The sequence below is a fragment of the Pseudomonas sp. TWRC1-2 genome (genome assembly GCF_049896685.1).
Classification (GTDB): Bacteria; Pseudomonadota; Gammaproteobacteria; order Pseudomonadales; family Pseudomonadaceae; genus Aquipseudomonas.
The window spans coordinates 409,178-431,675 of record NZ_JAFCUU010000002.1 but is presented as its reverse complement, the minus strand read 5'-3'; the positions used below and the strand labels follow the sequence as shown (position 1 = coordinate 431,675).

The 22,498-nt window shown below is 61.8% G+C and carries 20 protein-coding genes; 12 read left to right on the top strand and 8 right to left on the bottom strand.

Annotated elements, in window-relative coordinates; genetic code table 11:
* Positions 1 to 146: 146 nt before the first annotated feature.
* The gene (locus ACP7B3_RS06405; protein WP_145158921.1) at positions 147 to 536 is read right to left on the bottom strand and encodes a YbaN family protein; all 390 of its coding nucleotides are present in this window, start codon (positions 534 to 536) and stop codon (positions 147 to 149) included.
* 20 nt (positions 537 to 556) lie between these two features.
* Entirely contained in the window at positions 557 to 1,144 is a 588-nt protein-coding gene (locus ACP7B3_RS06400) for a YecA family protein (RefSeq protein ID WP_106576431.1), read from the bottom strand.
* A gap of 274 nt (positions 1,145 to 1,418) precedes the next feature.
* Here ACP7B3_RS06400 and recQ point away from each other — a divergent pair, with 274 nt between their 5' ends.
* Both recQ and ACP7B3_RS06390 read left to right on the top strand, forming a co-directional pair.
* The gene (gene recQ / locus ACP7B3_RS06395; protein ID WP_053258024.1) at positions 1,419 to 3,545 is read left to right on the top strand and encodes a DNA helicase RecQ; all 2,127 of its coding nucleotides are present in this window, start codon (positions 1,419 to 1,421) and stop codon (positions 3,543 to 3,545) included.
* Between the two features lie 121 nt (positions 3,546 to 3,666).
* On the top strand, positions 3,667 to 4,101 hold the full coding sequence (locus ACP7B3_RS06390) for a MarR family transcriptional regulator (RefSeq protein ID WP_106576432.1): 435 nt from the start codon (positions 3,667 to 3,669) through the stop codon (positions 4,099 to 4,101).
* A gap of 67 nt (positions 4,102 to 4,168) precedes the next feature.
* Here ACP7B3_RS06390 and ACP7B3_RS06385 read toward each other — a convergent pair whose 3' ends face one another.
* Entirely contained in the window at positions 4,169 to 6,358 is a 2,190-nt protein-coding gene (locus ACP7B3_RS06385) for a patatin-like phospholipase family protein (protein ID WP_262208284.1), read from the bottom strand.
* Positions 6,359 to 6,440: 82 nt separating this feature from the next.
* Here ACP7B3_RS06385 and ACP7B3_RS06380 point away from each other — a divergent pair, with 82 nt between their 5' ends.
* Positions 6,441 to 6,728, top strand: coding sequence for a SelT/SelW/SelH family protein (locus ACP7B3_RS06380; protein ID WP_242195653.1), 288 nt, complete (start codon positions 6,441 to 6,443; stop codon positions 6,726 to 6,728).
* Between the two features lie 3 nt (positions 6,729 to 6,731).
* On the opposite strand, the gene ACP7B3_RS06375 is transcribed toward ACP7B3_RS06380, so the two are convergent.
* Together ACP7B3_RS06375 and ACP7B3_RS06370 are read right to left on the bottom strand one after the other, a co-directional pair.
* Positions 6,732 to 7,616, bottom strand: a complete 885-nt coding sequence (locus ACP7B3_RS06375) for a DMT family transporter (protein ID WP_145158915.1) — start codon at positions 7,614 to 7,616, stop codon at positions 6,732 to 6,734.
* Positions 7,617 to 7,710: 94 nt separating this feature from the next.
* Positions 7,711 to 8,460: an AraC family transcriptional regulator gene (locus ACP7B3_RS06370; protein ID WP_426178444.1), complete on the bottom strand. Its 750-nt coding sequence runs from the start codon at positions 8,458 to 8,460 to the stop codon at positions 7,711 to 7,713.
* Between the two features lie 138 nt (positions 8,461 to 8,598).
* Here ACP7B3_RS06370 and ACP7B3_RS06365 point away from each other — a divergent pair, with 138 nt between their 5' ends.
* The gene (locus ACP7B3_RS06365) at positions 8,599 to 9,408 is read left to right on the top strand and encodes a UDP-2,3-diacylglucosamine diphosphatase (RefSeq protein ID WP_145158911.1); all 810 of its coding nucleotides are present in this window, start codon (positions 8,599 to 8,601) and stop codon (positions 9,406 to 9,408) included.
* A 125-nt stretch (positions 9,409 to 9,533) separates the two neighbouring features.
* Here ACP7B3_RS06365 and ACP7B3_RS06360 read toward each other — a convergent pair whose 3' ends face one another.
* From ACP7B3_RS06360 to phhA, 3 genes are all read right to left on the bottom strand, one after another.
* Positions 9,534 to 10,727, bottom strand: coding sequence for an amino acid aminotransferase (locus ACP7B3_RS06360; protein ID WP_426178443.1), 1,194 nt, complete (start codon positions 10,725 to 10,727; stop codon positions 9,534 to 9,536).
* On the bottom strand, positions 10,727 to 11,083 hold the full coding sequence (locus tag ACP7B3_RS06355) for a 4a-hydroxytetrahydrobiopterin dehydratase (protein ID WP_106576439.1): 357 nt from the start codon (positions 11,081 to 11,083) through the stop codon (positions 10,727 to 10,729). The genes ACP7B3_RS06360 and ACP7B3_RS06355 overlap by 1 nt, the downstream gene beginning before the upstream one ends.
* A gap of 105 nt (positions 11,084 to 11,188) precedes the next feature.
* Complete coding sequence (phhA, locus tag ACP7B3_RS06350) at positions 11,189 to 11,980, bottom strand: phenylalanine 4-monooxygenase (RefSeq protein ID WP_145158906.1); 792 nt, start codon at positions 11,978 to 11,980, stop codon at positions 11,189 to 11,191.
* Positions 11,981 to 12,238: 258 nt separating this feature from the next.
* On the opposite strand from phhA, the gene ACP7B3_RS06345 reads away from it, so the two are divergent.
* The 8 genes from ACP7B3_RS06345 to ACP7B3_RS06310 all read left to right on the top strand — a co-directional run bounded on the left by ACP7B3_RS06345 (position 12,239) and on the right by ACP7B3_RS06310 (position 22,495).
* On the top strand, positions 12,239 to 13,801 hold the full coding sequence (locus ACP7B3_RS06345; protein ID WP_106576441.1) for a sigma-54-dependent transcriptional regulator: 1,563 nt from the start codon (positions 12,239 to 12,241) through the stop codon (positions 13,799 to 13,801).
* Positions 13,802 to 14,115: 314 nt separating this feature from the next.
* A complete protein-coding gene (locus ACP7B3_RS06340) occupies positions 14,116 to 14,856 on the top strand; it encodes a flagellar basal body rod protein FlgF (RefSeq protein WP_242195642.1) in 741 nt (246 codons plus the stop codon).
* Between the two features lie 71 nt (positions 14,857 to 14,927).
* Complete coding sequence (gene flgG, locus ACP7B3_RS06335) at positions 14,928 to 15,713, top strand: flagellar basal-body rod protein FlgG (RefSeq protein WP_005790105.1); 786 nt, start codon at positions 14,928 to 14,930, stop codon at positions 15,711 to 15,713.
* A gap of 53 nt (positions 15,714 to 15,766) precedes the next feature.
* Positions 15,767 to 16,462 (top strand): flagellar basal body L-ring protein FlgH, encoded by a 696-nt coding sequence (gene flgH, locus ACP7B3_RS06330; RefSeq protein ID WP_003214607.1) that lies wholly within the window; start codon positions 15,767 to 15,769, stop codon positions 16,460 to 16,462.
* Positions 16,463 to 16,489: 27 nt separating this feature from the next.
* Positions 16,490 to 17,578: a flagellar basal body P-ring protein FlgI gene (locus tag ACP7B3_RS06325; RefSeq protein WP_145159575.1), complete on the top strand. Its 1,089-nt coding sequence runs from the start codon at positions 16,490 to 16,492 to the stop codon at positions 17,576 to 17,578.
* A gap of 3 nt (positions 17,579 to 17,581) precedes the next feature.
* Positions 17,582 to 18,850, top strand: coding sequence for a flagellar assembly peptidoglycan hydrolase FlgJ (gene flgJ, locus ACP7B3_RS06320; protein WP_426178442.1), 1,269 nt, complete (start codon positions 17,582 to 17,584; stop codon positions 18,848 to 18,850).
* 10 nt (positions 18,851 to 18,860) lie between these two features.
* Positions 18,861 to 20,897 (top strand): flagellar hook-associated protein FlgK, encoded by a 2,037-nt coding sequence (gene flgK / locus ACP7B3_RS06315; protein ID WP_242195637.1) that lies wholly within the window; start codon positions 18,861 to 18,863, stop codon positions 20,895 to 20,897.
* Between the two features lie 14 nt (positions 20,898 to 20,911).
* Positions 20,912 to 22,495 (top strand): flagellar hook-associated protein 3, encoded by a 1,584-nt coding sequence (locus tag ACP7B3_RS06310; RefSeq protein WP_262208277.1) that lies wholly within the window; start codon positions 20,912 to 20,914, stop codon positions 22,493 to 22,495.
* The last annotated feature ends 3 nt before the right edge of the window (positions 22,496 to 22,498 follow it).

The following is a 22,498-nucleotide window of genomic DNA, read 5'->3' as shown; positions in this document are numbered from 1 at the left end:
TCGACCAAGGTCGTGTGCAGGATCTGGCTTATGTAGCTGCTGGCTGGTGTGGGAGCTGGCTTGCCTGCGATTCAGGCGCTGCGGTGTGAACGTTGCACCGTGGCGATGCTATCGCGGGCAAGCCCGGCTCCCACCCAAGCCCGCGCCTACCGTTCCCGGGGCGGCAGGGTTTTTTGGCGCAGGATATAGATTGTCACCAGCACGGCACTGGTCAGCATGAAACCGCGTGCCCACGGCAGCGGCACCAGGTAGCAGGAGAAACCGATGCTCAGCCACATCAGGCCGAGTGCGTAGACCTTGCCCTTGAGCGGAATGCCATTGCCGTCCAGGTAGTCTTTGATCCACGGGCCCAGGCGCGGGTGTTCCACCAGCCAGTGGTAGAAACGCGGGGAGCTTCGAGCGAAGCAGGCAGCGGCGAGTAGCAGGAAGGGCGTGGTCGGCAATACGGGAAGGAAGATGCCAATCACTCCCAGCGCCACGCTCAACCAGCCGATGGCCAGCAGTGCGTAACGCAGGAGCAGCGAGCGATTGCCCATGGGGGACACGGGCAAACGACTCAGTGGTGACGTGGCTTGAGGATCGCCGGTTTTTCGTCAGGGGCGTTGCACAACAGGTACAGGGCGGTCAGGGCTTCAGGGATCTGTACGATCATGTCGTCCATCAGGTTGGCGTCGGAAGCGATGTCGGAGAATTCCGGCTGGTCGTCGAACAGACCCGAACCGACCATGATCGGCAGCAGCATTTCGCTGACTTCTTCCTCGGCGGTTTCGAACCAGGCCGCTTCGCGCAGGAACACACCTTCCATGAAACCGATGCACCAGCCGCGCAGGTCGGAGTCATCCGGGTCTTCGCCCAGGTCCAGCTCGCAAGGCAGCTCGAATTCCTCGTCGGAAGCCAGCTGGCGACCGATGTGGGCCTTGAGGGCCAGCAGGGTGGATTCGATTTCTTCGCGTTGGGCGGCATCGGCATAGTGCGGCTCTTCGGCGAACAAGGCGTCGATCCACTCACGGTCCGGCACGATGTCGGAAGAGATCGACAGGGCGGTCAGGTAGCCGTGGGCGGCCACGTAGTCCAGCGCCTCGTCATGCAGCTCATCGGCGTCGAGGAAGGCTTGCAGGCGGGTTAGTTGCTCAGCGAAGGACATTACGGCATACCTTGGGAATAAACGATGCGCAATTCTAGGCTTTCTTGAGCCCCCAGGCCAGCTGCAAGGCATATTTGCCAGGTTTAGATAGCAGTCGCTGTTCGTCAGTGGCGCCCTTTGCGGACCGACGCTCGGGTATACTGCCGCGTTTTGTGATGCCCCTGCAGGCCCAGCGCCCACCCGCGAAAACTTCGCTTACGGATTATTTCCCGTGAAGCCGGGGTTTTTCGGCCAGCCTGTACAGAGGGATTTCGGCACCATTTTGGAGTTTTACATGCTCGAGCAGGCTCAACGCGTCCTCAAGGACATCTTCGGCTACGACAGTTTTCGTGGCCGCCAGGGTGCGATCATTGAGCGCGTGGCCAGTGGCGGTGATGCCCTGGTGCTGATGCCTACCGGCGGCGGCAAGTCGTTGTGCTTCCAGGTGCCGGCGCTGTTGCGTAACGGCCTGGCCGTGGTGGTGTCGCCGCTGATTGCGTTGATGGACGACCAGGTCGCCACCCTTGAAGAGCTTGGTGTCGCCGCCGCGTCCTTGAACTCCACCCTCAGCGCCGAGCAGCAGCGCGACCTGGCCGCGCGCATCAAGCGCGGCGAAGTCAAGATGCTTTACCTGGCCCCTGAGCGTCTGGTGCAGCCGCGCATGCTGGCGTTTTTGCAGAGCCTGGAAATCGCCCTGTTCGCCATCGATGAAGCCCACTGCGTATCGCAATGGGGCCACGATTTCCGTCGCGAATATTTGCAGCTGGGCCAGTTGGCGGAATTGTTCCCCGACGTCCCGCGCATCGCGTTGACGGCCACTGCCGACAAACGCACCCGTGAAGAAATCGTCGAGCGCCTGCATTTGCAGAACGCCGAGCGTTTTCTGTCGAGCTTCGACCGGCCGAACATCTTCTACCGCATCGTGCCCAAGGAGCAGCCGCGCAAGCAGTTGCTGGCGTTCCTGTCGGAGCGGCGCAGCGATGCGGGCATCGTCTATTGCCTGTCGCGCAAGAAGGTCGATGAAGTGGCCGCGTTCCTCTGCGAGCAAGGCTACCCGGCGCTGCCTTACCATGCGGGCCTGCCCAATGAAACGCGCTCTGCCCACCAGAAGCGCTTTCTCAACGAGGAAGGCCTGATCATGGTGGCGACCATCGCGTTCGGCATGGGCATCGACAAATCCAACGTGCGCTTCGTCGCGCACATGGACCTGCCCAAGTCCCTCGAGGCGTATTACCAGGAAACCGGTCGCGCTGGCCGTGATGGCCTGCCGGCGGATGCCTGGATGGTCTATGGCCTGCAAGACGTGGTGATGCTCAAGCAGATGCTGCAGAACTCCGAGGGCGACGAGCGTCACAAGCGTTTGGAGCAACACAAGCTCGACGCGATGCTGTCGCTGTGTGAAGAGACGCGCTGCCGCCGCCAAACGCTGCTGGCGTACTTCGACGAAGACATGCCCGAGCCGTGCGGCCACTGCGACAACTGCGTGGACGGCGTGCAGACCTGGGATGCCACTGAGCCTGCGCGCCAGGCGTTGTCGGCTATTTATCGCACCGGCCAGCGTTATGGCGTGGGCCATCTGGTGGATGTGTTGCTGGGCAAGGACAACGAAAAAGTGCGCAGCTTCGGCCACGAAAAACTCTCGGTCTATGGCGTCGGCAAAGCCCGCGCTGAAGGTGAGTGGCGCTCATTGTTCCGCCAGATGGTCGCCCGCGGCCTGGTGGACATCGACCTCGAAGGCTATGGCGGCCTGCGCCTGAACGACAGTTGCCGGCCATTGCTCAAGGGCGAAGTGAGCCTGGAGCTGCGTCGCGACCTCAAACCGCAGACCACGGCCAAGAGCAGCACCAGCCAGGCCAGCCAGTTGGTCCGTGGCGAAGAGCGCGAGCAATGGGAAGCCTTGCGCACCCTGCGACGCAAACTTGCGCAGGAACACAGTGTGCCGCCTTACGTTATTTTCCCCGACTCCACGTTGCTGGAGATGCTGCGCGAGCAGCCGACCACCATGGCCGAAATGGCCCGGGTCAGTGGCGTCGGCGCGCGCAAGCTGGAACGCTACGGGCAAGCCTTCCTCGAAGTGCTCGGCGGCCAGGCCGAGGCGCCGAAGGAAGTCGCCGATATTCGCCACGAACTGATCAGCCTGGCGCGTGCCGGCATGACCCCGATCCAGATTGCAGGTCAACTGCAATGTTCGGAAAAAAACGTCTATACCCTGCTGGCCGAATCCATCGGCAAGCAGCAGTTGTCGTTGGAGCAAGCCCTTGATTTGCCGGAAGATCTGCTCGGTGAAATCCAGGATGCATTCCTCGACGGAGAGGGCGAATTGCCACCAGTTGCGGAGATCGCGCCGCTGTTTACCGGGCGTGTGCCTGAGGGTGTTTTGTATTGCGTGCGGGCTGCTTTGCAGTCGGAATTCGAAATTTAGTGTGCCAATTGCGCCAATGTAACGAATCAGTACATAGCGGCCCTTGCCTCCTGGCATGGCTCATGCTTAGCTGACTAATAATTAGCCACACTTTATTTTCAGTCTAAACCATGAGTTTTTTATGCCTTTAACCGATCAACACCGCTTTGGCATGCAGTTGGCGCAAATGTCCCGAGGTTGGCGCGCCGAACTGGACCGCCGCTTGGCGGGGCTGGGTTTGTCCCAGGCGCGTTGGCTGGTGCTGTTGCACCTGGCCCGTTTTGCGGAAGCGCCCACTCAGCGCGAGCTGGCTCAAAGTGTTGGCGTCGAAGGGCCGACGCTGGCCCGCCTGCTCGACAGCCTTGAAGGCCAGGGTCTGGTGCAACGCCAGGCGGTGCTTGAAGACCGTCGTGCCAAACGCATATTGCTGTGCGACACCGCCCGCCCATTGATCGACCAGATTGAAACCATTGCCACAGCGTTGCGCCATGAGCTGTTTGTGGGCGTGGATGAAGAGGATTTGCGCGTGTGCATGCGTGTGCATGGGCACATCCTGGCAAATCTGGAAAAGTCCTGATCCGGGATTCACCAGAAATTAAAAAGTGGGAGCTGGCGTGCCAGCTCCCACTTTTTTTGTGCGCTGCCTAGAACGTCTGGCCGAGGTTCAGGTACACCGCCTGCTGATCGTCATCATTGAACCCATAGCTGAAATTCAGCGGCCCCAGCGGCGTATCAAACCCCAGGAAAACACTCGCAGCGTTGATGTAACCGCTGTCGAATTGATTGTCGTTGTTCCACGCCCGGCCGCGTTCCACCGAGGCCCCCAGGTACAGCGGGAAGTCCAGCGGCAGGTACGAGCGCGGCGTCAGGCGGCGGTAGTACACCGCGCGCATCAGGGCGATGTTCTGCCCCGAGATTGCATCTTCGCGAAAGCCCGACAATTGCCGCGCACCGCCCAGCAGGAAGCTGGATACCACCACGTCGGATTTATCCAGCGTGCGCCCGTAACGACCGCCCAGTATGAGCGTGTCCGGGCCGCGGCTCATGGCCTTGTCCAGTTTGAACTCCCACTGACGATAGCGCTGGTCCGAGCCTAACCCTGGCTCGAATTCGCGGAACGCCAGGCCGATGTCTTCGCCGGTGTGCGGGAAGTACACGTTATCGAGCGAGTCGAACGAGTACTTCAGTTCATAGAAGCCCTCGCTGAAGCTCACGCTCGGCAGGTCGCGGTCGCCGATGCGCACGTCCGCCTTGCCCCAGGCTTCGCCGACGCCGAAGCGGATCTCGCCGCTGTTGCCGATCTGGCGGCCGACGTTCAAGCCAAAGCCATAACGCTCCAGGCGGTATTCGGAGATGGGGTCGTTGTCCAGAATCAGTTCAACGTTCTGCGCCTGGGCACTGATATAGGGCGCGACGAAGTAGCGTGAGCCGACATCCAGTGGCTGGTAGAACTCGCTGTACAGCTCTTGGCGATCACCGATCTGCACCCGCGTCAGCCATTCGGCGCCGAGGCGGTTGATGCCATTCATGCGGTAGCTGGCGCCGAGGTTGAAGGCGCTGTCGCCGCGCATGTCATCCGACAGGTTCAGGCCCAGGCGCAAGTAGTCGGTGCCGCTGCGTTTGCCGCGTGCACTGATCACCAGGGTGTTGTCCTGGCCCTTTTTCACTACGCGGTATTGCACCTGCTCGAAGTAGTCCAGGCCGTACAAGGTGCCCATGTCGGTTTGCAGACGGCCCAGGTTCAGCGGCTCGCCCAGGTTTTGGCGGATGTAGTAGCGGATCACGTCATCGCTGACCTTCGAGTCGTTTTCCACCTTGATGGCGGTGATCACGGGGGTGCGCTCGCCGGGTGTGCGGGCGGCGATCAGTTGCGGGTCGACAGGCTCAGCAGGGCGCAGGTGCGCCAGGCGTACATCAAGCGCGCGGGTGGCGCGGTAGCCGGCGTCGATCATGTCCTTGGCGCGGCCGAAGTCCGTCACGCCGTAGGCCGCCAGCGGCGGTTGGATCAGCACATCCTTGGGGTGCAGCGCCTTGAGTTGCTCTTCGGAGTTGCGCCGGGTCATCAGGGTGATCGACTGGTTGAGCACATCGACCACAGTGGCAAGTTGCTTGCGCGAGCGCAGCGGGGTGCCGATGTCGACCACGATGGCAATGTCGACGCCCATCTCGCGGGCCACGTCCAGCGGGATGTTGTCGGTCATGCCGCCGTCCACCAGCAGCCGGCCGTCGATTTCCACCGGGGCGAACACCGCCGGGATCGACATGCTCGCGCGGATCACCTGGGGCAGGTGGCCTTTGTTGAACACGACTTTTTCGCCGGTGGTGATGTCGGTGGCCACTGCGCGGAACGGGATCGGCAGCTTGTCGAAGTTACGCGTGTTGCTGCTGTGGGCGAACATGCTTTCCAGCAGCAGTGCCAGGTTCTGACCCTGAATCACGCCGAGTGGCAGGCCGAGGCTGCCGTCGTCGCGGAAACTGAGCTTCTGTTTGACCAAAAAGTCGCGGTCATCCTGTTTGCGTCGAAACGGCACGTCTTCGCGTGGCGGTGCGTCGGACAGCGCTTGTTGCCAGTCGATATTCAGCGCGAGCTTTTCCAGCTCATCAATCTTGTAGCCCGAGGCGTACAGCCCGCCAATCACCGCGCCCATGCTGGTGCCGGCAATCGCATCGATCTGGATCCCTTGCTCCTCCAGAGCCTTGAGCACACCAATATGCGCCAGGCCACGCGCGGCGCCGCCGGACAGCACAAGGCCGATTTTGGGGCGGGGTGTTTCAACGGCGTCGGCGAGCAGTGGAAGCAAACACAGGAACAGGCAAGACAACAGGCGGCGCATCATGAATCTCGAGGCTGGGCGAAAGGCCGGTATTATAGCCACCCGATCCACCCAGCCCGTTATGCCAGGAACCTCTCAAATTATGTCGCTGAGCAAACCAGAGATCGTCATCACCTATTGCACCCAGTGCCAGTGGCTGTTGCGCGCCGCGTGGCTGGCCCAGGAGTTGTTGAGTACGTTTGCCGATGACCTGGGTCGTGTGGCGCTGGAGCCGGCCACCGGCGGCGCGTTTCGCATCACCTGCGATGGCGTGCAGATCTGGGAGCGCAAGGCCGACGGTGGCTTCCCCGAAGCCAAGGTGCTCAAGCAGCGCGTGCGTGACCAGATCGACCCGCAGCGCGATCTGGGCCACAACGACCGCAAAGCCTGAGCATCAGGCCGTCGCCGCAGGCGCTTTGGCCTGGCTGGTGCTGCCCATCAGCCCGGAAAGCACGATGGCGACGATGATCAGCGCGCCGCCCAGCAGCATGCGCAAGGTCGGGGTTTCGGCAAACAGCACCCAGGCCGCGGTGATGCCGTAGACCGGCTCCATGGCAAACACCACCGAGGCGGTGCGCGCCTTGATCACCGCCAGGCTGGCGACAAACAGGCTGTGGGCCAGGCCGGTACAGAACACCCCGAGCAGCCCGATCCACAACCAGTCAATTGCCCGCACATCCGCCAGCCCGGGTGCCGCCACCGGCAGCAAACAAGCCGCGACCACCAGGTTCTGACACAGTGCCGCCTGCACCGCGGGGATGCGCCCGGAACTGGCGCGGTTGTTCAGCGACAGCAGCGAAAACAGCAGGCCCGAGGCAATACCCCAGAGCAGGCCGCCGGTGGCTGCGCTGGCGAGGTTGAAGTCTGGCGTCACCAGGATCAGGCCGACACTGACCAGTACCACCAGCAGCACTTCATTGGCGCGAATGCGCTCGCGGAAGATCAGCCCTTCGAGAATCACGGTAAATGCCGGGAACGCGGTAAACCCAAGCGTGGCGACGGCAACGCCGGCGACTTTGACCGCGATGAAGAAGGTCACCCAATGCGCCGCGAGCAGTACGCCGCTGATCAGCAGGCGGCGCCAGTCGCGCATCTGGAGTGTTTTCCAGGTGGTGTTGCTGGCGAATCGCGCAAACACGGCGAGCGCCACCACGGCGAAGGCCGCCCGGCCGAAGACGATGATGGCGGGCGAGGCCGCCGCCAGCTTGCCGAATACGCCGGTGAGGCCAAACATCAGTGCGCCGATATGCAGAGCGCCGAGGGCTGAGCGGGGAGTCATTGCGATCCTTGAACCAACGGGGGTGACAGAATCGCAGTCTAGAGGGTTGAGGGCGTGGGCGTCTGTCGTCCGGCTCGCGTTTTTTGTCGCAAGACTATGATGAGCGCCGCAATGCGCCCGGTGATGCGCCAAATTCGCGCAACATCGCGGCGGCAAACGCACTTTGCGAGCTGTAGCCGACGCGCTCGGCAATGTCGCCGATGGGCAGCGGCGTATTGCGCAACAGGTTCAAGGCCATCTGCAGGCGGCGCCCGCGAATGTAGTCCATCGGCGTCTGCCCGCACTCGGCGATAAAGCGCGCGTGCAGGCGCGCGACCGACAGGCCGGCAATGCGCGCAAGGTCCGCGACCTGCAACGGATGCGCAACGTGTCGCTCGATATGCGCATCAAACGCCGCATACGGCAGGCGCCGCCCCGGTACCGGTTGGGCCAGCGGGTGATTGAGGCTGGCCAATAACAGCACCGCGCCTTGCTGCACGATCAACGGGTCATCCACCGGGCTGTGCGCCAGCCATTGCACCAGCTGGCTTTGCCGCGAATCCAGAGTCAGGCGCGCCGGTTGATCGAGCAGGCGGCGGCTGGCGTCGGCATGCTCGCCCAAGGAGTCCAGCACCCAGTGTTCGGTGGGCACATCCAGCACCAGGCACCGGCTGCCATCGCGGCTGCCGCAGGCGTGGTGAGCGGAAAAGGGCAGCACCATCACGCTGCTTTCGCGCACCTGGCTGCCCCGGCCATCGACTTCCAGGTCCAGGTGCCCGGACAGGCCGAACACCAACTGCGCATGGTCATGGCTGTGGGCAAGAGGCTCTTCGAGGTAGTGGCGCAGCGTGAGCGTCGGTCTCATCGCGGTCTCCTGAGGGTGCAGGGCGCCAGTCTACAACGCTTCACGGGCGCCAGGCGCTGTCATCAGACTGACGCACCGCTGTCATGGGCTGTTAACCACCAGGGCGCAAGCTCGCTAAAACAGCGTCGAGGGATGCCCATGACCCGTGCCGAATTCGCCAAACCCGGTCCTAAACAACGGGTTCGTACCTTGTGGATTTCCGACGTGCACCTGGGCACGCGGGACTGCCAGGCCGAACACTTGTCGCGGTTTCTCAAGGGCTACCACGCCGACAAGGTGTACCTGGTGGGCGACATCATTGACGGCTGGAAAATGCGCGGCGGCATGTATTGGCCCCAGGCCCATACCAACGTGATCCGCCGCTTGCTGACCATGGCCAAGCGCGGCACCGAGGTGATCTATGTCACCGGCAACCATGACGAGTTCCTGCGGCGCTATTCCAAGCTGATCCTGGGCAATATCCAACTGGTGGACGAAGCGGTGCACGTCACCGCCGATGGCCGTCACTTGCTGGTAATTCACGGCGACCAGTTTGATGTGATCACCCGTTACCACCGCTGGCTGGCGTTTCTCGGCGACTCGGCCTACGAGTTCACACTCACGCTGAACCGCTGGCTCAATCACTGGCGGGCGCGGTATGGCTACGGCTACTGGTCGCTGTCGGCGTACCTCAAGCACAAGGTCAAGACGGCAGTGAGTTTTATCAGCGACTTTGAGGAGGCGATCGCCCACGAAGTCACCAGGCGCGAGCTGCATGGCGTGGTCTGTGGGCATATTCACCACGCGGAAATTCGCAAGGTGGGCGAGGTGGATTACCTCAACTGCGGGGACTGGGTGGAGTCGTGCACGGCGCTGATCGAGCACTGGGACGGGCAGATCGAGTTGTATCGGTTGGCGGATGCGCAGGCGAAAGAGGCGCAGCTGAAAGCCGAGATGGTTGCGGGCTAAAGGCCTCACTCCGTTCAAATGTGGGAGCTGGCTTGCCTGCGATAGCGGTCGTTCAGTCAGCCTGTTCAGTGACTGATACACCGCCATCGCAGGCAAGCCAGCTCCCACAGTTTGATTCGGTTTTTTCAGTTGGAAACGTCGGCGATGGCCTCGGCCAGCAGGGTCAAACGCGTCGCGTCGATGCCCGCCACGTTAGCCCGCCCCGAACTGACCATATACACGCTGTGCTTCTCGCGCAGTTGCTTGACTTGTTCGGCACTCAAGCCGGTGTAGGAAAACATCCCACGCTGCGCACCGATATGCGCAAAGCGTTCGGCCAGCCCGTGGGGCGCCAACGCCTCCACTAGGCCGGAACGCAGCTGCGCGATCCGTGAGCGCATGGCTTCGACTTCGTCGCTCCAGCGCTTTTTCAGCTCGGCATCCCCAAGAATGGTCGCGACCACGGCGGCGCCATGGTCCGGCGGCGTCGACCACAGATTACGCGCGGTGTTTGCCAGCTGGCTGCGCACATCCGTGAGCTTTTCAGCATCCGCCGCGCACACGATCAACGCGCCGACACGGTCGCGGTACAGGCCAAAGTTTTTCGAGCAGGAGCTGGTGATCAGCACTTCCGGCAGATCGGCGGCAAACAATCGCACGGCCCAGGCGTCTTGCTCCAGACCGTCGCCGAAGCCTTGATAGGCGAAGTCGATCAGCGGCAGCAATTGGCGCTCGCGCACGATCTGCAGCACCTGGCGCCAGTCGTCCTGGGACAGGTCAAAACCAGTCGGGTTGTGGCAGCACGCATGAAGCAACACCACGTCGCCCTCGGGCACCGTGGCAAGTGTTGCCAACATCGCGGCCACATCCAGGCGGTTGTCGGCGCCCACATAGGGGTAGTGACTGACCTTGAGCCCGGCTTTGGCGAAGATGGTTTCGTGGATCGGCCAGGTCGGGTTGCTCAGCCACACGCCACGCCCCGGCAGGTTATGGGCGATAAAGTCCGCGCTCAGGCGCAGGGCGCCGGTGCCGCCTGGGGTTTGCGTTGCGCCGGCGCGGCGGTCGCGGATCAAGGCCGAGTCGGCGCCGAGCACCAGTTCGCTGATCAACGCACCGAATGCCGCATCGCCGTGGCCGCCGATGTAGGTCTTGGTGGTCTGAGTGTCTACCAGCCGCTGTTCGGCGAGTTTTACCGAGTGCGGAATCGGCGTGAGGCCCTGGTCGTCTTTATAGACGCCGACACCCAGGTCGAACTTGTTCGGGTTGCTGTCCTGGGCATACAGGTCCATCAGCCCGAGGATCGGGTCGCCGGGCACGCGGCCAATCGCATCGAAATGCATTACTTGCGGCCCTCGGCGTCCTTGGCCACTTCGTCCGTGCGCGCGGCCATGATGAAGTCGTTGCGGTGCAAGCCTTTGATCGAGTGGCTCCACCAGGTCACGGTGACTTTGCCCCACTCGGTGAGCAGGCCAGGGTGGTGGCCTTCGGCTTCAGAGATTTCACCCACGGCGTTGGTAAAGGCCAGGGCAAATTTGAAGTTCTTGAACAGAAAAACCTTTTCCAGCTGCATCACGCCGTCGCGGACTTCGATGTTCCAGTCGGGAATCTGCTTGATCAGTACCGGCAACTCTTCATCGCTGACTTGCGGGGCGTCGGCACGGCAGGCTTCGCAGTGGGCTTGGTTCAAGGTGGTCATGGGAAGTGTCCTGAATTCGAGTGTTTGAAAAACGGTCGTCAGTGGCGTCACCCTAAAGCAACGCGCGGCCAGGGAACAGACTCACCTGGCCTGAAAACATAAGGTTCAAGCCGCTTTGGGTTTGGGCGGAAATTTCGGCGCGTGCAGACCCAGCTGCATACCGCGCTCGACCATGCCCATGATGTCTTCCTGCGCCACGTCGAACAGGCGCTTGAGCTCAGGCAGGACGAAATACAGTGGTTGCAGGATGTCGATCCGATACGGCGTGCGCATCGCTTCGAGCGGGTCGAAGGCTTGGTGCTCGGGCTCATCCGACAGGCAGTACACGCTCTCCTTGGGCGACGACAGAATGCCGCCACCGTAGATGCGCCGGCCTTGCGGGGTGTCCACCAGGCCGAACTCGATGGTCATCCAGTACAGGCGCGCCAGGTACACGCGCTGTTCCTTGGTCGCGGCCAGGCCGAGCTTGCCGTAAGTGTGGGTGAATTCGGCGAACCAAGGATTGGTCAACAACGGGCAGTGGCCGAAGATCTCGTGGAAAATATCCGGCTCTTGCAGGTAGTCCAGTTCTTCGCGGGTCCGAATAAAGGTCGCCACCGGAAACTGCTTGCTGGCGAGTAATTCGAAGAAGGTCTGGAAGGGGATCAGCGCCGGCACGCGGGCGACTTGCCAGCCGGTGGTCTCGGCCAGCACCTGGTTGATTTCACCCAGTTGCGGAATGCGGTCCAGCGGCAGGCCGAGCTTGTCGATGCCGTCCAGGTATTCCTGGCAGGCGCGGCCCTCGATCACTTTCAACTGGCGCGTGATCAGGGTGTTCCACACCGCGTGTTCTTCCGGCGGGTAGTGGATAAAACCTTGCGCATCGGGCTCGCGGGCCACGTAGTGCGTTTGCTTCATACGGCTCTCCTGCTAGGCATTCGTTCTTGTTATGTCCTGCGATGAGCCTATTGATAACCCGCAAGGCGCCGGATTCCATCGGGCTGCGGCCTAATTCTGTAGGAAATGTTACCGTTTTTTTGTAAAGTATTCGTTACGATAGCCCGGCTCGTCGTTGTCTTGGGCTGTGAAATGCTCTCGGGCTGTCACATAATCTTGACGACTATCTGCGCCCAGCGGCAAAAAGACGCGGCGCCTTCCCACCTTTCGGGCTTTTTCATGCGTATTAAAGTGCACTGCCAGAACCGCATCGGCATCCTGCGGGACATCCTCAACCTGTTGGTGGAGTACGGCGTCAACGTCGCGAAGGGCGAGGTCGGCGGCGAACATGGCAATGCGATTTACCTGTTTTGCCCCAACCTGGTGAACATGCAATTCCAGGCGCTGCGCCCGCAATTTGAAGCCATTGCCGGGGTGTTTGGCGTCAAGCGGGTAGGGCTGATGCCCAGCGAGCGTCGGCATATGGAGCTCAATGCGCTGCTTGGCGCCCTGGAATTTCCGGTGCTGTCGATCGACATGGGCGGCTCCATCGTTGCCGCCAACCGCGCGGCGGCGCAGTTGCTCGGGGTGCGCGTGGACGAGGTGCCGGGCATTCCACTGTCGCGCTATGCCGAAGACTTCGATCTGCCGGAACTGGTGCGGGCGAGCAAGTCGCGGATCAATGGCTTGCGGGTCAAGGTCAAGGGCGACGTATTCCTGGCGGACATCGCGCCGCTGCAATCCTCCGAACACGATGACAGCGAAGCCATGGCGGGTGCCGTGCTGACCCTGCACCGCGCCGACCGCGTCGGGGAGCGCATCTACAACGTGCGCAAGCAGGAATTGCGTGGTTTCGACAGCATCTTCCAGAGCTCCAGGGTCATGGCGGCCGTGGTGCGTGAGGCGCGGCGCATGGCGCCTTTGGATGCGCCTCTATTAATAGAAGGCGAAACCGGCACCGGCAAAGAGCTGTTGGCCCGCGCTTGTCACCTGGCCAGCCCGCGTGGGCAGTCGCCATTGATGGCGCTCAATTGCGCAGGCTTGCCGGAGTCAATGGCCGAGACTGAGCTGTTTGGCTACGGGCCTGGTGCGTTTGAAGGCGCGCGGGCCGAAGGCAAGCTGGGTCTGCTGGAGCTGACGGCAGGCGGTACGTTGTTTCTCGATGGCGTCGGCGAAATGAGCGCGCGTCTGCAGGTGAAATTGCTGCGTTTTCTGCAGGACGGATGCTTTCGCCGGGTGGGCAGTGATGAAGAGGTCTACCTGGATGTACGGGTGATCTGTGCGACGCAGGTGGACTTGTCTGAGCTTTGCGCCCGCGGCGAATTCCGCCAGGACCTTTATCACCGCCTCAATGTGCTGTCGCTGCATATCCCGCCGCTGCGCGAATGCTTGGATGGGTTGGCGCCGTTGGTTGAGCATTTCCTCGATCAAGCCAGCCGGCAGATCGGCTGCCCGCTGCCCAAGCTGGCACCGGCTGCGATGGATCGGCTCAGCCACTATCACTGGCCGGGCAATGTGCGCCAGCTGGAAAACGTGCTGTTTCAGGCGGTGTCGTTGTGCGAAGGCGGGACGGTCAAGGCTGAGCATATTCGCTTGCCGGATTACGGCGTGCGTCAGCCGCTTGGCGATTTCTCGTTGGAGGGCGGGTTGGAGCAGATCGTCGGCCGGTTCGAGAAGGCGGTGCTGGAAGCCTTATATGCCGAGCATTCCAGCAGCCGGCAACTGGGCAAGCGCTTGGGCGTGTCGCACACCACCATCGCCAATAAGCTGCGCGATTACGAAATCCTCAAGGCCGACAAGTGAACGCATCCCCTGTGGGAGCTGGCTTGCCTGCGATGGCGGTGGGTCATTTAGCTGATGTACCCACTGATACACCGCCATCGCAGGCAAGCCAGCTCCCACATTTGTTATTTGTCATCTTCAAGACCTGTGCTTGCCGCAGGCGGCAGTAGTCCGCCGTTTTTTCGACTCTCGTCCAGCCTCATAATCTCCGTGCCTCCCCGCAAACCCCCGTACTGCCTGGACTTTTCCTCGTTTTTAAAAGTTGGTTCGCAAATTGCTTAAGCCTCCTCAGTACAGCGGTGGGCGGCAAGCGTCCGTCAGAAAGAGGATAGAGCGTGGACAAGTACCTTTATGTGGCAATGACCGGCGCCAGCCAGAATGCACTGGCGCAGAAGGCCCATGCCAACAATCTGGCGAACATCTCCACCAACGGTTTTCAGCGTGACCTGGAGCAGGCGCGTTCGATGCCGGTGTTTGGTGACAGCTTTCCGGCGCGCGCGTTTGCCATGACCGAGCGTCCGGGCACCGACTTCTCCCCGGGCGCCATGATCGAAACCGGTCGTGACCTCGATGTAGCGGTCAGCGGCGACGGTTGGATGGCCGTGCAAACCCCCGATGGCAGTGAAGCCTACGTGCGCAGCGCCAGCATGAATGTGGATGCGCTGGGCGTGCTGCGGGCCGGCAACGGCATGCCGATCATGGGCAACGGTGGCCCGATTGCGGTGCCGCCGCAGCAGAAAATCGAAGTGGGTGCCGACGGCACCATCAGCATCCGCGCCATGGGTGAAGGCCCGCGGGTCATGGCTGAAGTGGACCGCATCAAGCTGGTCCAGCCGGACCTCAAGAACATGACCAAGGGCCTGGACGGCACCATCCACACCAAGGATGGCCAGCCGGCCCAGGCGAACGCCAACGTCACGCTGACGTCGGGCTTCCTGCAGGCAAGCAACGTCAACGCCGTTGAAGAAATGACCGCGGTGCTGTCGCTTTCCAAGCAGTTCGAGCTGCACATCAAGATGATGAACAGCGCCAAGGAAGACGACCAGGCCATGACCCGCGTTCTGGCGATGAGCTGATTGGCGCGTTACTGACCGACTACTAATTTTGCAGCGCAGCGCCAACAAACAGGCGCACGAAGGAGAACAGCATGCTTCCGGCTCTATGGGTTGCCAAAACCGGTTTGTCCGCCCAGGACACCAACCTGACCACCATTTCCAACAACTTGGCGAACGTGTCGACCACGGGCTTCAAACGTGACCGCGCCGAGTTCCAGGACTTGCTCTATCAGATCAAGAAGCAGCCGGGCGCCCAATCGACCCAGGACAGCGAATTGCCGTCGGGCCTGCAACTGGGTACCGGTGTGCAGATCGTTGGCACGCAGAAGAACTTCAGCGCCGGTAACCTGCAGCAAACCGGTCAGCCATTGGACATGGCCATCAACGGGCGCGGCTTCTTCCAGATCCTGCAACCCGATGGCACCACGTCCTACACCCGTGATGGCACGTTCCACCTCGACTCCAATGGCCAGATCGTCACGGCCAACGGTTTCGCCCTGGAGCCGGCTGTTGTGGTTCCCGCGGACGCCAAGACCTTTACCGTCGGCAACGACGGCACCGTGTCGATTACCGTGGCCGGCAACCCGGCATCGCAAGTGATCGGCAACCTGCAAACCGCCGACTTCATCAACCCGGCCGGCCTGCAGGCGATGGGTAACAACCTGTTCTTGGAAACCGCCTCCAGCGGCGCGCCGCAAATCGGCACCCCTGGCCTGAACGGTTTTGGCACCACGCTGCAAAGCACCCTGGAAACTTCCAACGTCAGCACGGTTGAGGAGATGGTCAACATGATCACCACTCAGCGCGCCTATGAGATGAACTCCAAGGTGATTTCCACCGCCGACCAGATGCTTTCGTTCGTAACGCAGAATCTGTAATCAAGTCTATGGGGCGCCATCGACGGCGCCTGCAACACCGTGAGGTAAGGGTCATGAATCGCTATGTTTCTGTTCTGGCATTGAGTGGGATCGCCGTGCTCGCGGGCTGTGTCGCCCCGACGCCAAAACCCAATGACCCGTACTACGCGCCGGTGTTGCCGCGCACGCCGTTGCCGGCGGCGGCCAACAATGGCTCGATCTACCAGGCCGGTTTCGAACAGAACCTGTACAGCGACCGCAAGGCGTTCCGCGTGGGTGACATCATCACCATCACCCTGAACGAGAAAACCCAGGCCAGCAAAAACGCCAACTCGCAGATCGGCAAGACCAGCAAGACCAGCATTGGTCTGACGTCGCTGTTCGGTGGCGTGCCCAACACCAATAACCCGCTGGGCAGCGGTGACCTGAGCCTGGACGCCGGCTACAGCGGCGACCGCGCCACCAACGGCAAGAGTGCGGCGGGGCAGGGCAACAGCCTGACCGGTTCGATCACCGTGACTGTCGCCGATGTACTGCCCAACGGCATCATCGCCGTACGCGGTGAAAAGTGGATGACCCTCAACACCGGCGACGAGCTGGTGCGCATTGCGGGCATGGTCCGCGCCGATGATATTTCCACCGACAACACCGTGCCGTCGACGCGGATTGCCGATGCGCGCATTACCTACTCGGGTACGGGTTCGTTTGCTGATGCGAGTCAGCCGGGCTGGTTCGACCGTTTCTTCCTTAGCCCGCTGTTCCCTTTCTAGGTGGCCACTTTGAAACTCAAACAGCTGATGGCTGCCGCGTTGTTGCTGGCCTTGAGCACAGGGGCCTTTGCTGAGCGGTTGAAAGACATCGCCAGTATTTCCGGTGTGCGCTCCAACCAACTGATCGGCTACGGCCTGGTGGTGGGGCTTAACGGCACGGGTGACCAGACCACTCAGACGCCGTTCACCCTGCAGACCTTCAACAACATGCTCTCGCAGTTCGGCATCAAGGTGCCGGCGGGTTCGGGCAACGTGCAGCTGAAAAACGTTGCGGCCGTGTCTATCAGTGCCGATTTGCCGGCGTTCGCCAAGCCGGGTCAGGTGGTGGACATCACCGTCTCGTCCATCGGTAACTCCAAAAGCCTGCGCGGCGGCACGTTGCTGATGACGCCGCTCAAGGGTATCGACGGCAACGTCTACGCCATCGCCCAGGGCAACCTGGTGGTCGGTGGTTTTGACGCCGAGGGCCGTGACGGTTCGAAGATCACCGTTAACGTGCCGTCTGCCGGACGAATTCCAGGTGGCGCCATGGTGGAACGCACCGTGCCCAGCGGCTTCAACCAGGGCAACAGCCTGACCTTGAACCTCAACCGTTCGGACTTCACCACCGCCAAGCGCGTGGTCGACAAGATCAACGACATGCTCGGCCCTGGCGTCGCCCAGGCCATTGACGGCGGCTCGATCCGCGTCACCGCGCCGCTGGACCCAAGCCAGCGCGTCGATTACCTGTCGATCCTGGAAAACCTTGAGGTCGATCCAGGCCAGGCGGTGGCCAAGGTCATCATCAATTCGCGTACCGGCACGATCGTGATCGGTCAGAACGTCAAGGTATCGCCGGCGGCCGTGACCCACGGCAGCCTGACCGTGACCATCACCGAAGACCCGATCGTCAGTCAGCCTGGGCCCTTGTCCAATGGCCAGACGGCGGTGGTGCCGCGGTCTCGGGTGAATGCTCAGCAAGAAGCCAAGCCGATGTTCAAGTTCGGCCCCGGCACCACGCTGGACGAGATTGTCCGCGCGGTGAACCAGGTGGGCGCAGCCCCAGGCGACTTGATGGCGATCCTCGAAGCGCTGAAACAGGCCGGCGCCTTGCAAGCCGACCTGATAGTGATCTGAGCCATGGTCATGGATATGCGCCAGAGCGGGATCAGCAGCACGGCAGATTCGGGGTCTTACTCCGACCTGAACCGGCTTAACCAGCTCAAGGTCGGCGCCGACAAGAACAGCGAAGGCAACATGCGCAAAGTCGCGCAGGAGTTCGAGTCGCTGTTTCTCAGCGAGATGCTCAAGTCCATGCGCTCGGCTACGGAAGCGCTGGGCAAGGACAACCCGCTGAATACGCCGGCGGCCAAGCAATACCAGGAAATGTACGACCAGCAGTTGGCGGTTTCGATGTCTCGCGAAGGCGGTGGTATTGGCCTGGCCGACGTGCTGATGCGCCAGATGCAGAAGAACAAGCCGGTGGACGCCCAGGCGGCCACGTTGCAGGGCCCGGAGGCGGCGCCGGCGCCGGCGAAGAAGGTCGATGTGCCGACTGAAATCGCCGCAGGCACCCAGGCCGCAGGGCCGTTGGGCCGCTCCAATGGCCAGCGTCCGCTGTGGGCTTATCGCGTGGCCGTGCCTGAAGGCGCGAGCGCGCACGCCAACGACATGGAGCTGATGAACCAGCGCCGTATCGCCTTGCCGAGCAAGCTGACTGACCGTCTGTTGGCCGGTATCGTGCCGAACGCGCCGGTCGCCATCGATGCCAAGAGCGCGCCGCTGCGTAACAGCGCCGCCGCCGACAACGTGGTCAACAGCAGCGCGCGCAGCATTGCCGTACCGAGCGGGCGCATGCAGGTGTATGGCCGCGCCATCGCCCAGCCTCCGCTGGCGCCGGCGAAGAAAGCCTTCAGCTCGCAGGATGAATTTGTCGCCACCATGCTGCCGATGGCCAAGGCGGCCGCCGCGCGCATCGGTGTCGATCCCAAGTACCTGGTGGCCCAGGCCGCGCTGGAAACCGGTTGGGGCAAATCAGTGATGCGCGCCGAGGACGGCAGCAGCAGTCACAACCTGTTCGGCATCAAGGCCGGGCAGAGTTGGCAGGGCGGCCAGGCGCGTGCAATTACCAGCGAGTTTCGTGATGGGTCGATGGTCAAGGAAACGGCGCAATTCCGTTCCTACAACTCCTATCAGGACAGCTTCCACGATCTGGTGACATTGCTGCAAAGCAATGATCGCTATAAAGAAGTTGTGAAATCAGCCGACAACCCGGAACAGTTTGTGCGCGAGTTGCAAAAAGCCGGATACGCAACCGACCCGGACTACGCCAGCAAGATTTCGCAGATCGCCAGAACGATGAACAGTTACCAGGATTACGCTGCCGCGGGCGCATCCACTCATTTATAAGGTCTGAATCATGAGTTTGCTCAATATCGGGATGTCGGGGCTCAACGCCGCTCAAGGATCGTTGTCGGTCCTGAGTAACAACATTGCCAACGTCAACACCCCGGGATACTCGCGTCAGCAGACCACCCAGAACGCCAGCGCCAGCAATCAGTACGGTGGCGTGTACATCGGCAGCGGCACGACCCTGGCGGATGTGCGCCGCATCTATAACGATTTCTTGGGCGCCGCTTACCAGAGCAGCACGGCCCTCAACAGCGACGCCACCGCCTACGCGGGCCAGGCGGCTGCGATTGACAAGACCCTGTCTGACAAGTCCACCGGCATGTCTGCGGTGCTCAGCGCGTTTTTTGCTTCCCTGCAGACCGCGGCAGCGACCCCCAGCGACGTGTCCGCGCGCCAGCTGCTGGTGACCAGCGCCCAGACCTTGAGCGACCGCTTCAACGCGATCTCCACCCAACTGACCCAGCAAAAAGAAAGCATCAACAGTCAGCTGAGCACCATGAGTGATCAGGTCAATAAGCTGACCTCGTCGATTGCCTCGCTGAACACGCAAATTTCAACCGCCCAGGGCTCGTCGACCAGTGCGCCGGCCAACCTGCTGGATGCGCGTAACGAGGCAGTGCGTTCGCTCAACGAGCTGATCGGCGTAACGGCCACCGAGAAGAACGGCCAGTTCAGCATCACCACCGGCACCGGCCAGTCGCTGGTCGAAGGCGGTGTGGCCAACACGATTTCGGCGGTGCCGAGCAAAACCGACAACAGCCAGTACACCATTCAGCTCAACATGGGCGACACGCCGATGGACATCGGCAACGTGGTGTCCGGCGGCAGCATCGGCGGCCTGTTGCGTTATCGCAGTGATGCGCTGATGCCGGCCATCAATGACCTGGGCCGCATTGCCATTGCCACCGCTGACAGCGTCAACAGCCAGTTGGGCCAGGGCCTGGACCTGAACAGCGATTTCGGTTCTTCGTTGTTCAGCGACATCAACAGCGCCGCGGCCATCACCCAGCGTAGCCAGGCAGCCTCGGGTAACAGCGCAGGCTCGGGCAACCTGAATGTGACGATTGCCGACAGCAGCAAGCTCTCGACCTTCGACTACAAAGTCACCTTCACCAGCGGCAACCAGTACAACGTGGTGCGCTCCGACGGTAAAGCCATGGGCTCGTTCGACACCACCACCACGCCGCCGCCCGTGATCGACGGCTTCACCCTGGCACTGGATGGCAAGGGGCCGATGGCTGCCGGTGACAGCTTCAAGGTCAGCCCGACGGCGACCGGGGCCAGCAACATCAGTGTCGACCTCAAAGACCCGAACAAGCTCGCGTTCGCGGCGCCACTGGCCGGTAATTCCAGCACTACCAACACTGGCACCGGCACGTTCACACCACCGACATTGACGCTGCCGATCGATATCAATGGCGGCGCCGCCAGCGCGCAATTGCGCACCGGGATCGAAAACTCGATGCCAGTGAAGATGGTGTTCGGCAAGCCTGCGGCAGACGGCACCCAGTCCTACACAGTGAGCGATGCCCAGGGCAACTCGATCGGCACCGGCAGCATCATTCCGGGCCAGGGCAACAAGGTCTCTATCAGTGTGCCAATGCGTGATGCCAGCGGCACGTTGATTCCAGGCAAGAGCTTCAGTTTCGACACCACGGTGGCGGGCGCACCCGCCAACGGCGACAGCACGACTTTCTCGTTCAACAGCGGCGCCACCTCCGATGGCCGCAACGCTCAGCAATTGCTGGGTTTGCAGACCAAGGCGACGGTCGGCGCGGTGGATGGCAATGCGGGCGTGAGCCTGGTCAGCGCCAACAGCCGGCTGGTGTCCCAAGTCGGTTCCAAGGCCGCCCAGGCCAACACCGACAGCACCGCCACCGGCGCATTGCTGGCCGCGAACAAGGCGGCCAGCGACTCCGTGTCCCAGGTCAACCTGGATGAGGAGGCGGGCGACATGATCAAGTTCCAGCAGTACTACACCGCGTCGTCGCAGATCATCAAGGCCGCGCAAGAAACCTTCAGCACACTGATCAACGCCCTTTAAAGGAGTCTGGAACGATGCGTATCTCTACACAGCAGTATTTCGACACCAGCTCCGCCAAATATCAGGATAACTATTCGGGTGTGGTGAAGGCTCAGGACCAGGCCAGCTCCGGCGTGCGCGTGCAGACCGCTTCGGATGATCCGGTAGCCGCCGCGCAATTGCTGATGCTGCAACAGCAGAAAGACATGCTGGGCCAGTACAACGGCAACATCACCAGCCTGCAAAACTCGCTGACCAACGAGGAAAGCGTGTTGTCGAGCATCAACACGGCCATGCAAACCGCCAGCGGCCTGGCGTTGCAGGCGGGTAACCTCAAGCTCAGCAATGACGACCGCAAGGCTATCGCCGCTCAGGTCGGCGCGCTCGAAGACCAGGTGTTGGGCCTGCTCAACACCAAGGATTCCAGCGGCAACTACATGTTTTCCGGGGCCAAGACCGACACGCCGCCCTACAGCCGTAACAACGATGGCACCTACACCTACCAGGGTGATGAGACGCCGCTGAGCCTGCAAGTGTCGAGCAACTTGACGGTTGCCGCGGGCGATACCGGCAAGACGCTGCTGGAAAGCTCCGGCAACACCGGTCGCACTCAGGCGACGATTTTGCCGCCGGCGGTCAACGACGGCAAAATCGCGATTTCGGCGGGCCTGGTCACCTCGGGCACCGCTTACACGAAGAATTTTGCCGATGGCCAGCCGTACAAGCTGACCTTCTCCAGCAGCACCCAATACAGCGTGACCGACAAGGACGGCAACGACGTTACGTCCGAGATCACCGGTAACGGCACATTTGATTCCACCAAGGAAGGCGCGTCCAGCGTCAACCTGCGCGGGGTCAAGTTCGACATCAGCCTGAACCTTGGGTCTGATGTGGCCTCGGGCGCGCCGTCTGACGCGCTGGTGGCGGGCAAGGCCTTTACGCTGGAGAGCAAGCCGGACACGTTCAGCAGTTCGCGTACAGCCAGTAATCCGTCTACGGCGCAGTTGACCGGTGGCCGGGTCACCGACCAGGCAGCCTACGCCAGCACCTTTCCGAACTCGGGCGCGGTGATCAAGTTCACCAGCGGCAATGACTATGAGGTGTACGCCCAGCCGTACTCGGCGAACAGTAAGTCGATTGCCACAGGCACCATGGCCACCGGCGCGACGTCGATCACGGCTGCCGGGGTGACCTTCGATGTGAGTGGCGCGCCGGGGGCGGGTGATCAGTTTTCGGTGAATGCCACCAGCAACAAGAACATGAACGCCCTGGACACGCTGGGCCAACTGCGCAAGGCGCTGGAAACCCCGGCCGATGGCGACCCGGTGGCCATGAACAATCTCAAGGACGTGATCAATACCTCCATCGGTAACCTGGCCAACGCTTCGGCGCAGATCGACCAGGTGCGTGGCTCGATTGGCGCGCGCCAGAACGCCCTGGATATCCAGAGCCAGGAAAACACCAGCCTGGGGCTGGCCAACACCTCCACCATGTCATCGCTGGCGAACGTTGACATGGGCCAGGCGGCCATTGACCTGACATTGCAGCAGACCATGCTGCAGGCTTCGCAGCTGGCGTTTGTGAAGATCTCCCAGTTGAGCCTGTTCAGCCGCATGTAACCG

Excerpts from the sequence above, each read along its gene's own strand:
- ACP7B3_RS06405 (WP_145158921.1), bottom strand. The coding sequence starts at position 536 with ATGGGCAATCGCTCGCTGCTCCTGCGTTACGCACTGCTGGCCATCGGC.
- ACP7B3_RS06400 (WP_106576431.1), bottom strand. The coding sequence starts at position 1,144 with ATGTCCTTCGCTGAGCAACTAACCCGCCTGCAAGCCTTCCTCGACGCC.
- recQ (WP_053258024.1), top strand. The coding sequence starts at position 1,419 with ATGCTCGAGCAGGCTCAACGCGTCCTCAAGGACATCTTCGGCTACGAC.
- ACP7B3_RS06390 (WP_106576432.1), top strand. The coding sequence starts at position 3,667 with ATGCCTTTAACCGATCAACACCGCTTTGGCATGCAGTTGGCGCAAATG.
- ACP7B3_RS06385 (WP_262208284.1), bottom strand. The coding sequence starts at position 6,358 with ATGCGCCGCCTGTTGTCTTGCCTGTTCCTGTGTTTGCTTCCACTGCTC.
- ACP7B3_RS06380 (WP_242195653.1), top strand. The coding sequence starts at position 6,441 with ATGTCGCTGAGCAAACCAGAGATCGTCATCACCTATTGCACCCAGTGC.
- ACP7B3_RS06375 (WP_145158915.1), bottom strand. The coding sequence starts at position 7,616 with ATGACTCCCCGCTCAGCCCTCGGCGCTCTGCATATCGGCGCACTGATG.
- ACP7B3_RS06370 (WP_426178444.1), bottom strand. The coding sequence starts at position 8,460 with ATGAGACCGACGCTCACGCTGCGCCACTACCTCGAAGAGCCTCTTGCC.
- ACP7B3_RS06365 (WP_145158911.1), top strand. The coding sequence starts at position 8,599 with ATGACCCGTGCCGAATTCGCCAAACCCGGTCCTAAACAACGGGTTCGT.
- ACP7B3_RS06360 (WP_426178443.1), bottom strand. The coding sequence starts at position 10,727 with ATGCATTTCGATGCGATTGGCCGCGTGCCCGGCGACCCGATCCTCGGG.
- ACP7B3_RS06355 (WP_106576439.1), bottom strand. The coding sequence starts at position 11,083 with ATGACCACCTTGAACCAAGCCCACTGCGAAGCCTGCCGTGCCGACGCC.
- phhA (WP_145158906.1), bottom strand. The coding sequence starts at position 11,980 with ATGAAGCAAACGCACTACGTGGCCCGCGAGCCCGATGCGCAAGGTTTT.
- ACP7B3_RS06345 (WP_106576441.1), top strand. The coding sequence starts at position 12,239 with ATGCGTATTAAAGTGCACTGCCAGAACCGCATCGGCATCCTGCGGGAC.
- flgG (WP_005790105.1), top strand. The coding sequence starts at position 14,928 with ATGCTTCCGGCTCTATGGGTTGCCAAAACCGGTTTGTCCGCCCAGGAC.
- flgH (WP_003214607.1), top strand. The coding sequence starts at position 15,767 with ATGAATCGCTATGTTTCTGTTCTGGCATTGAGTGGGATCGCCGTGCTC.
- ACP7B3_RS06325 (WP_145159575.1), top strand. The coding sequence starts at position 16,490 with ATGGCTGCCGCGTTGTTGCTGGCCTTGAGCACAGGGGCCTTTGCTGAG.
- flgJ (WP_426178442.1), top strand. The coding sequence starts at position 17,582 with ATGGTCATGGATATGCGCCAGAGCGGGATCAGCAGCACGGCAGATTCG.
- flgK (WP_242195637.1), top strand. The coding sequence starts at position 18,861 with ATGAGTTTGCTCAATATCGGGATGTCGGGGCTCAACGCCGCTCAAGGA.
- ACP7B3_RS06310 (WP_262208277.1), top strand. The coding sequence starts at position 20,912 with ATGCGTATCTCTACACAGCAGTATTTCGACACCAGCTCCGCCAAATAT.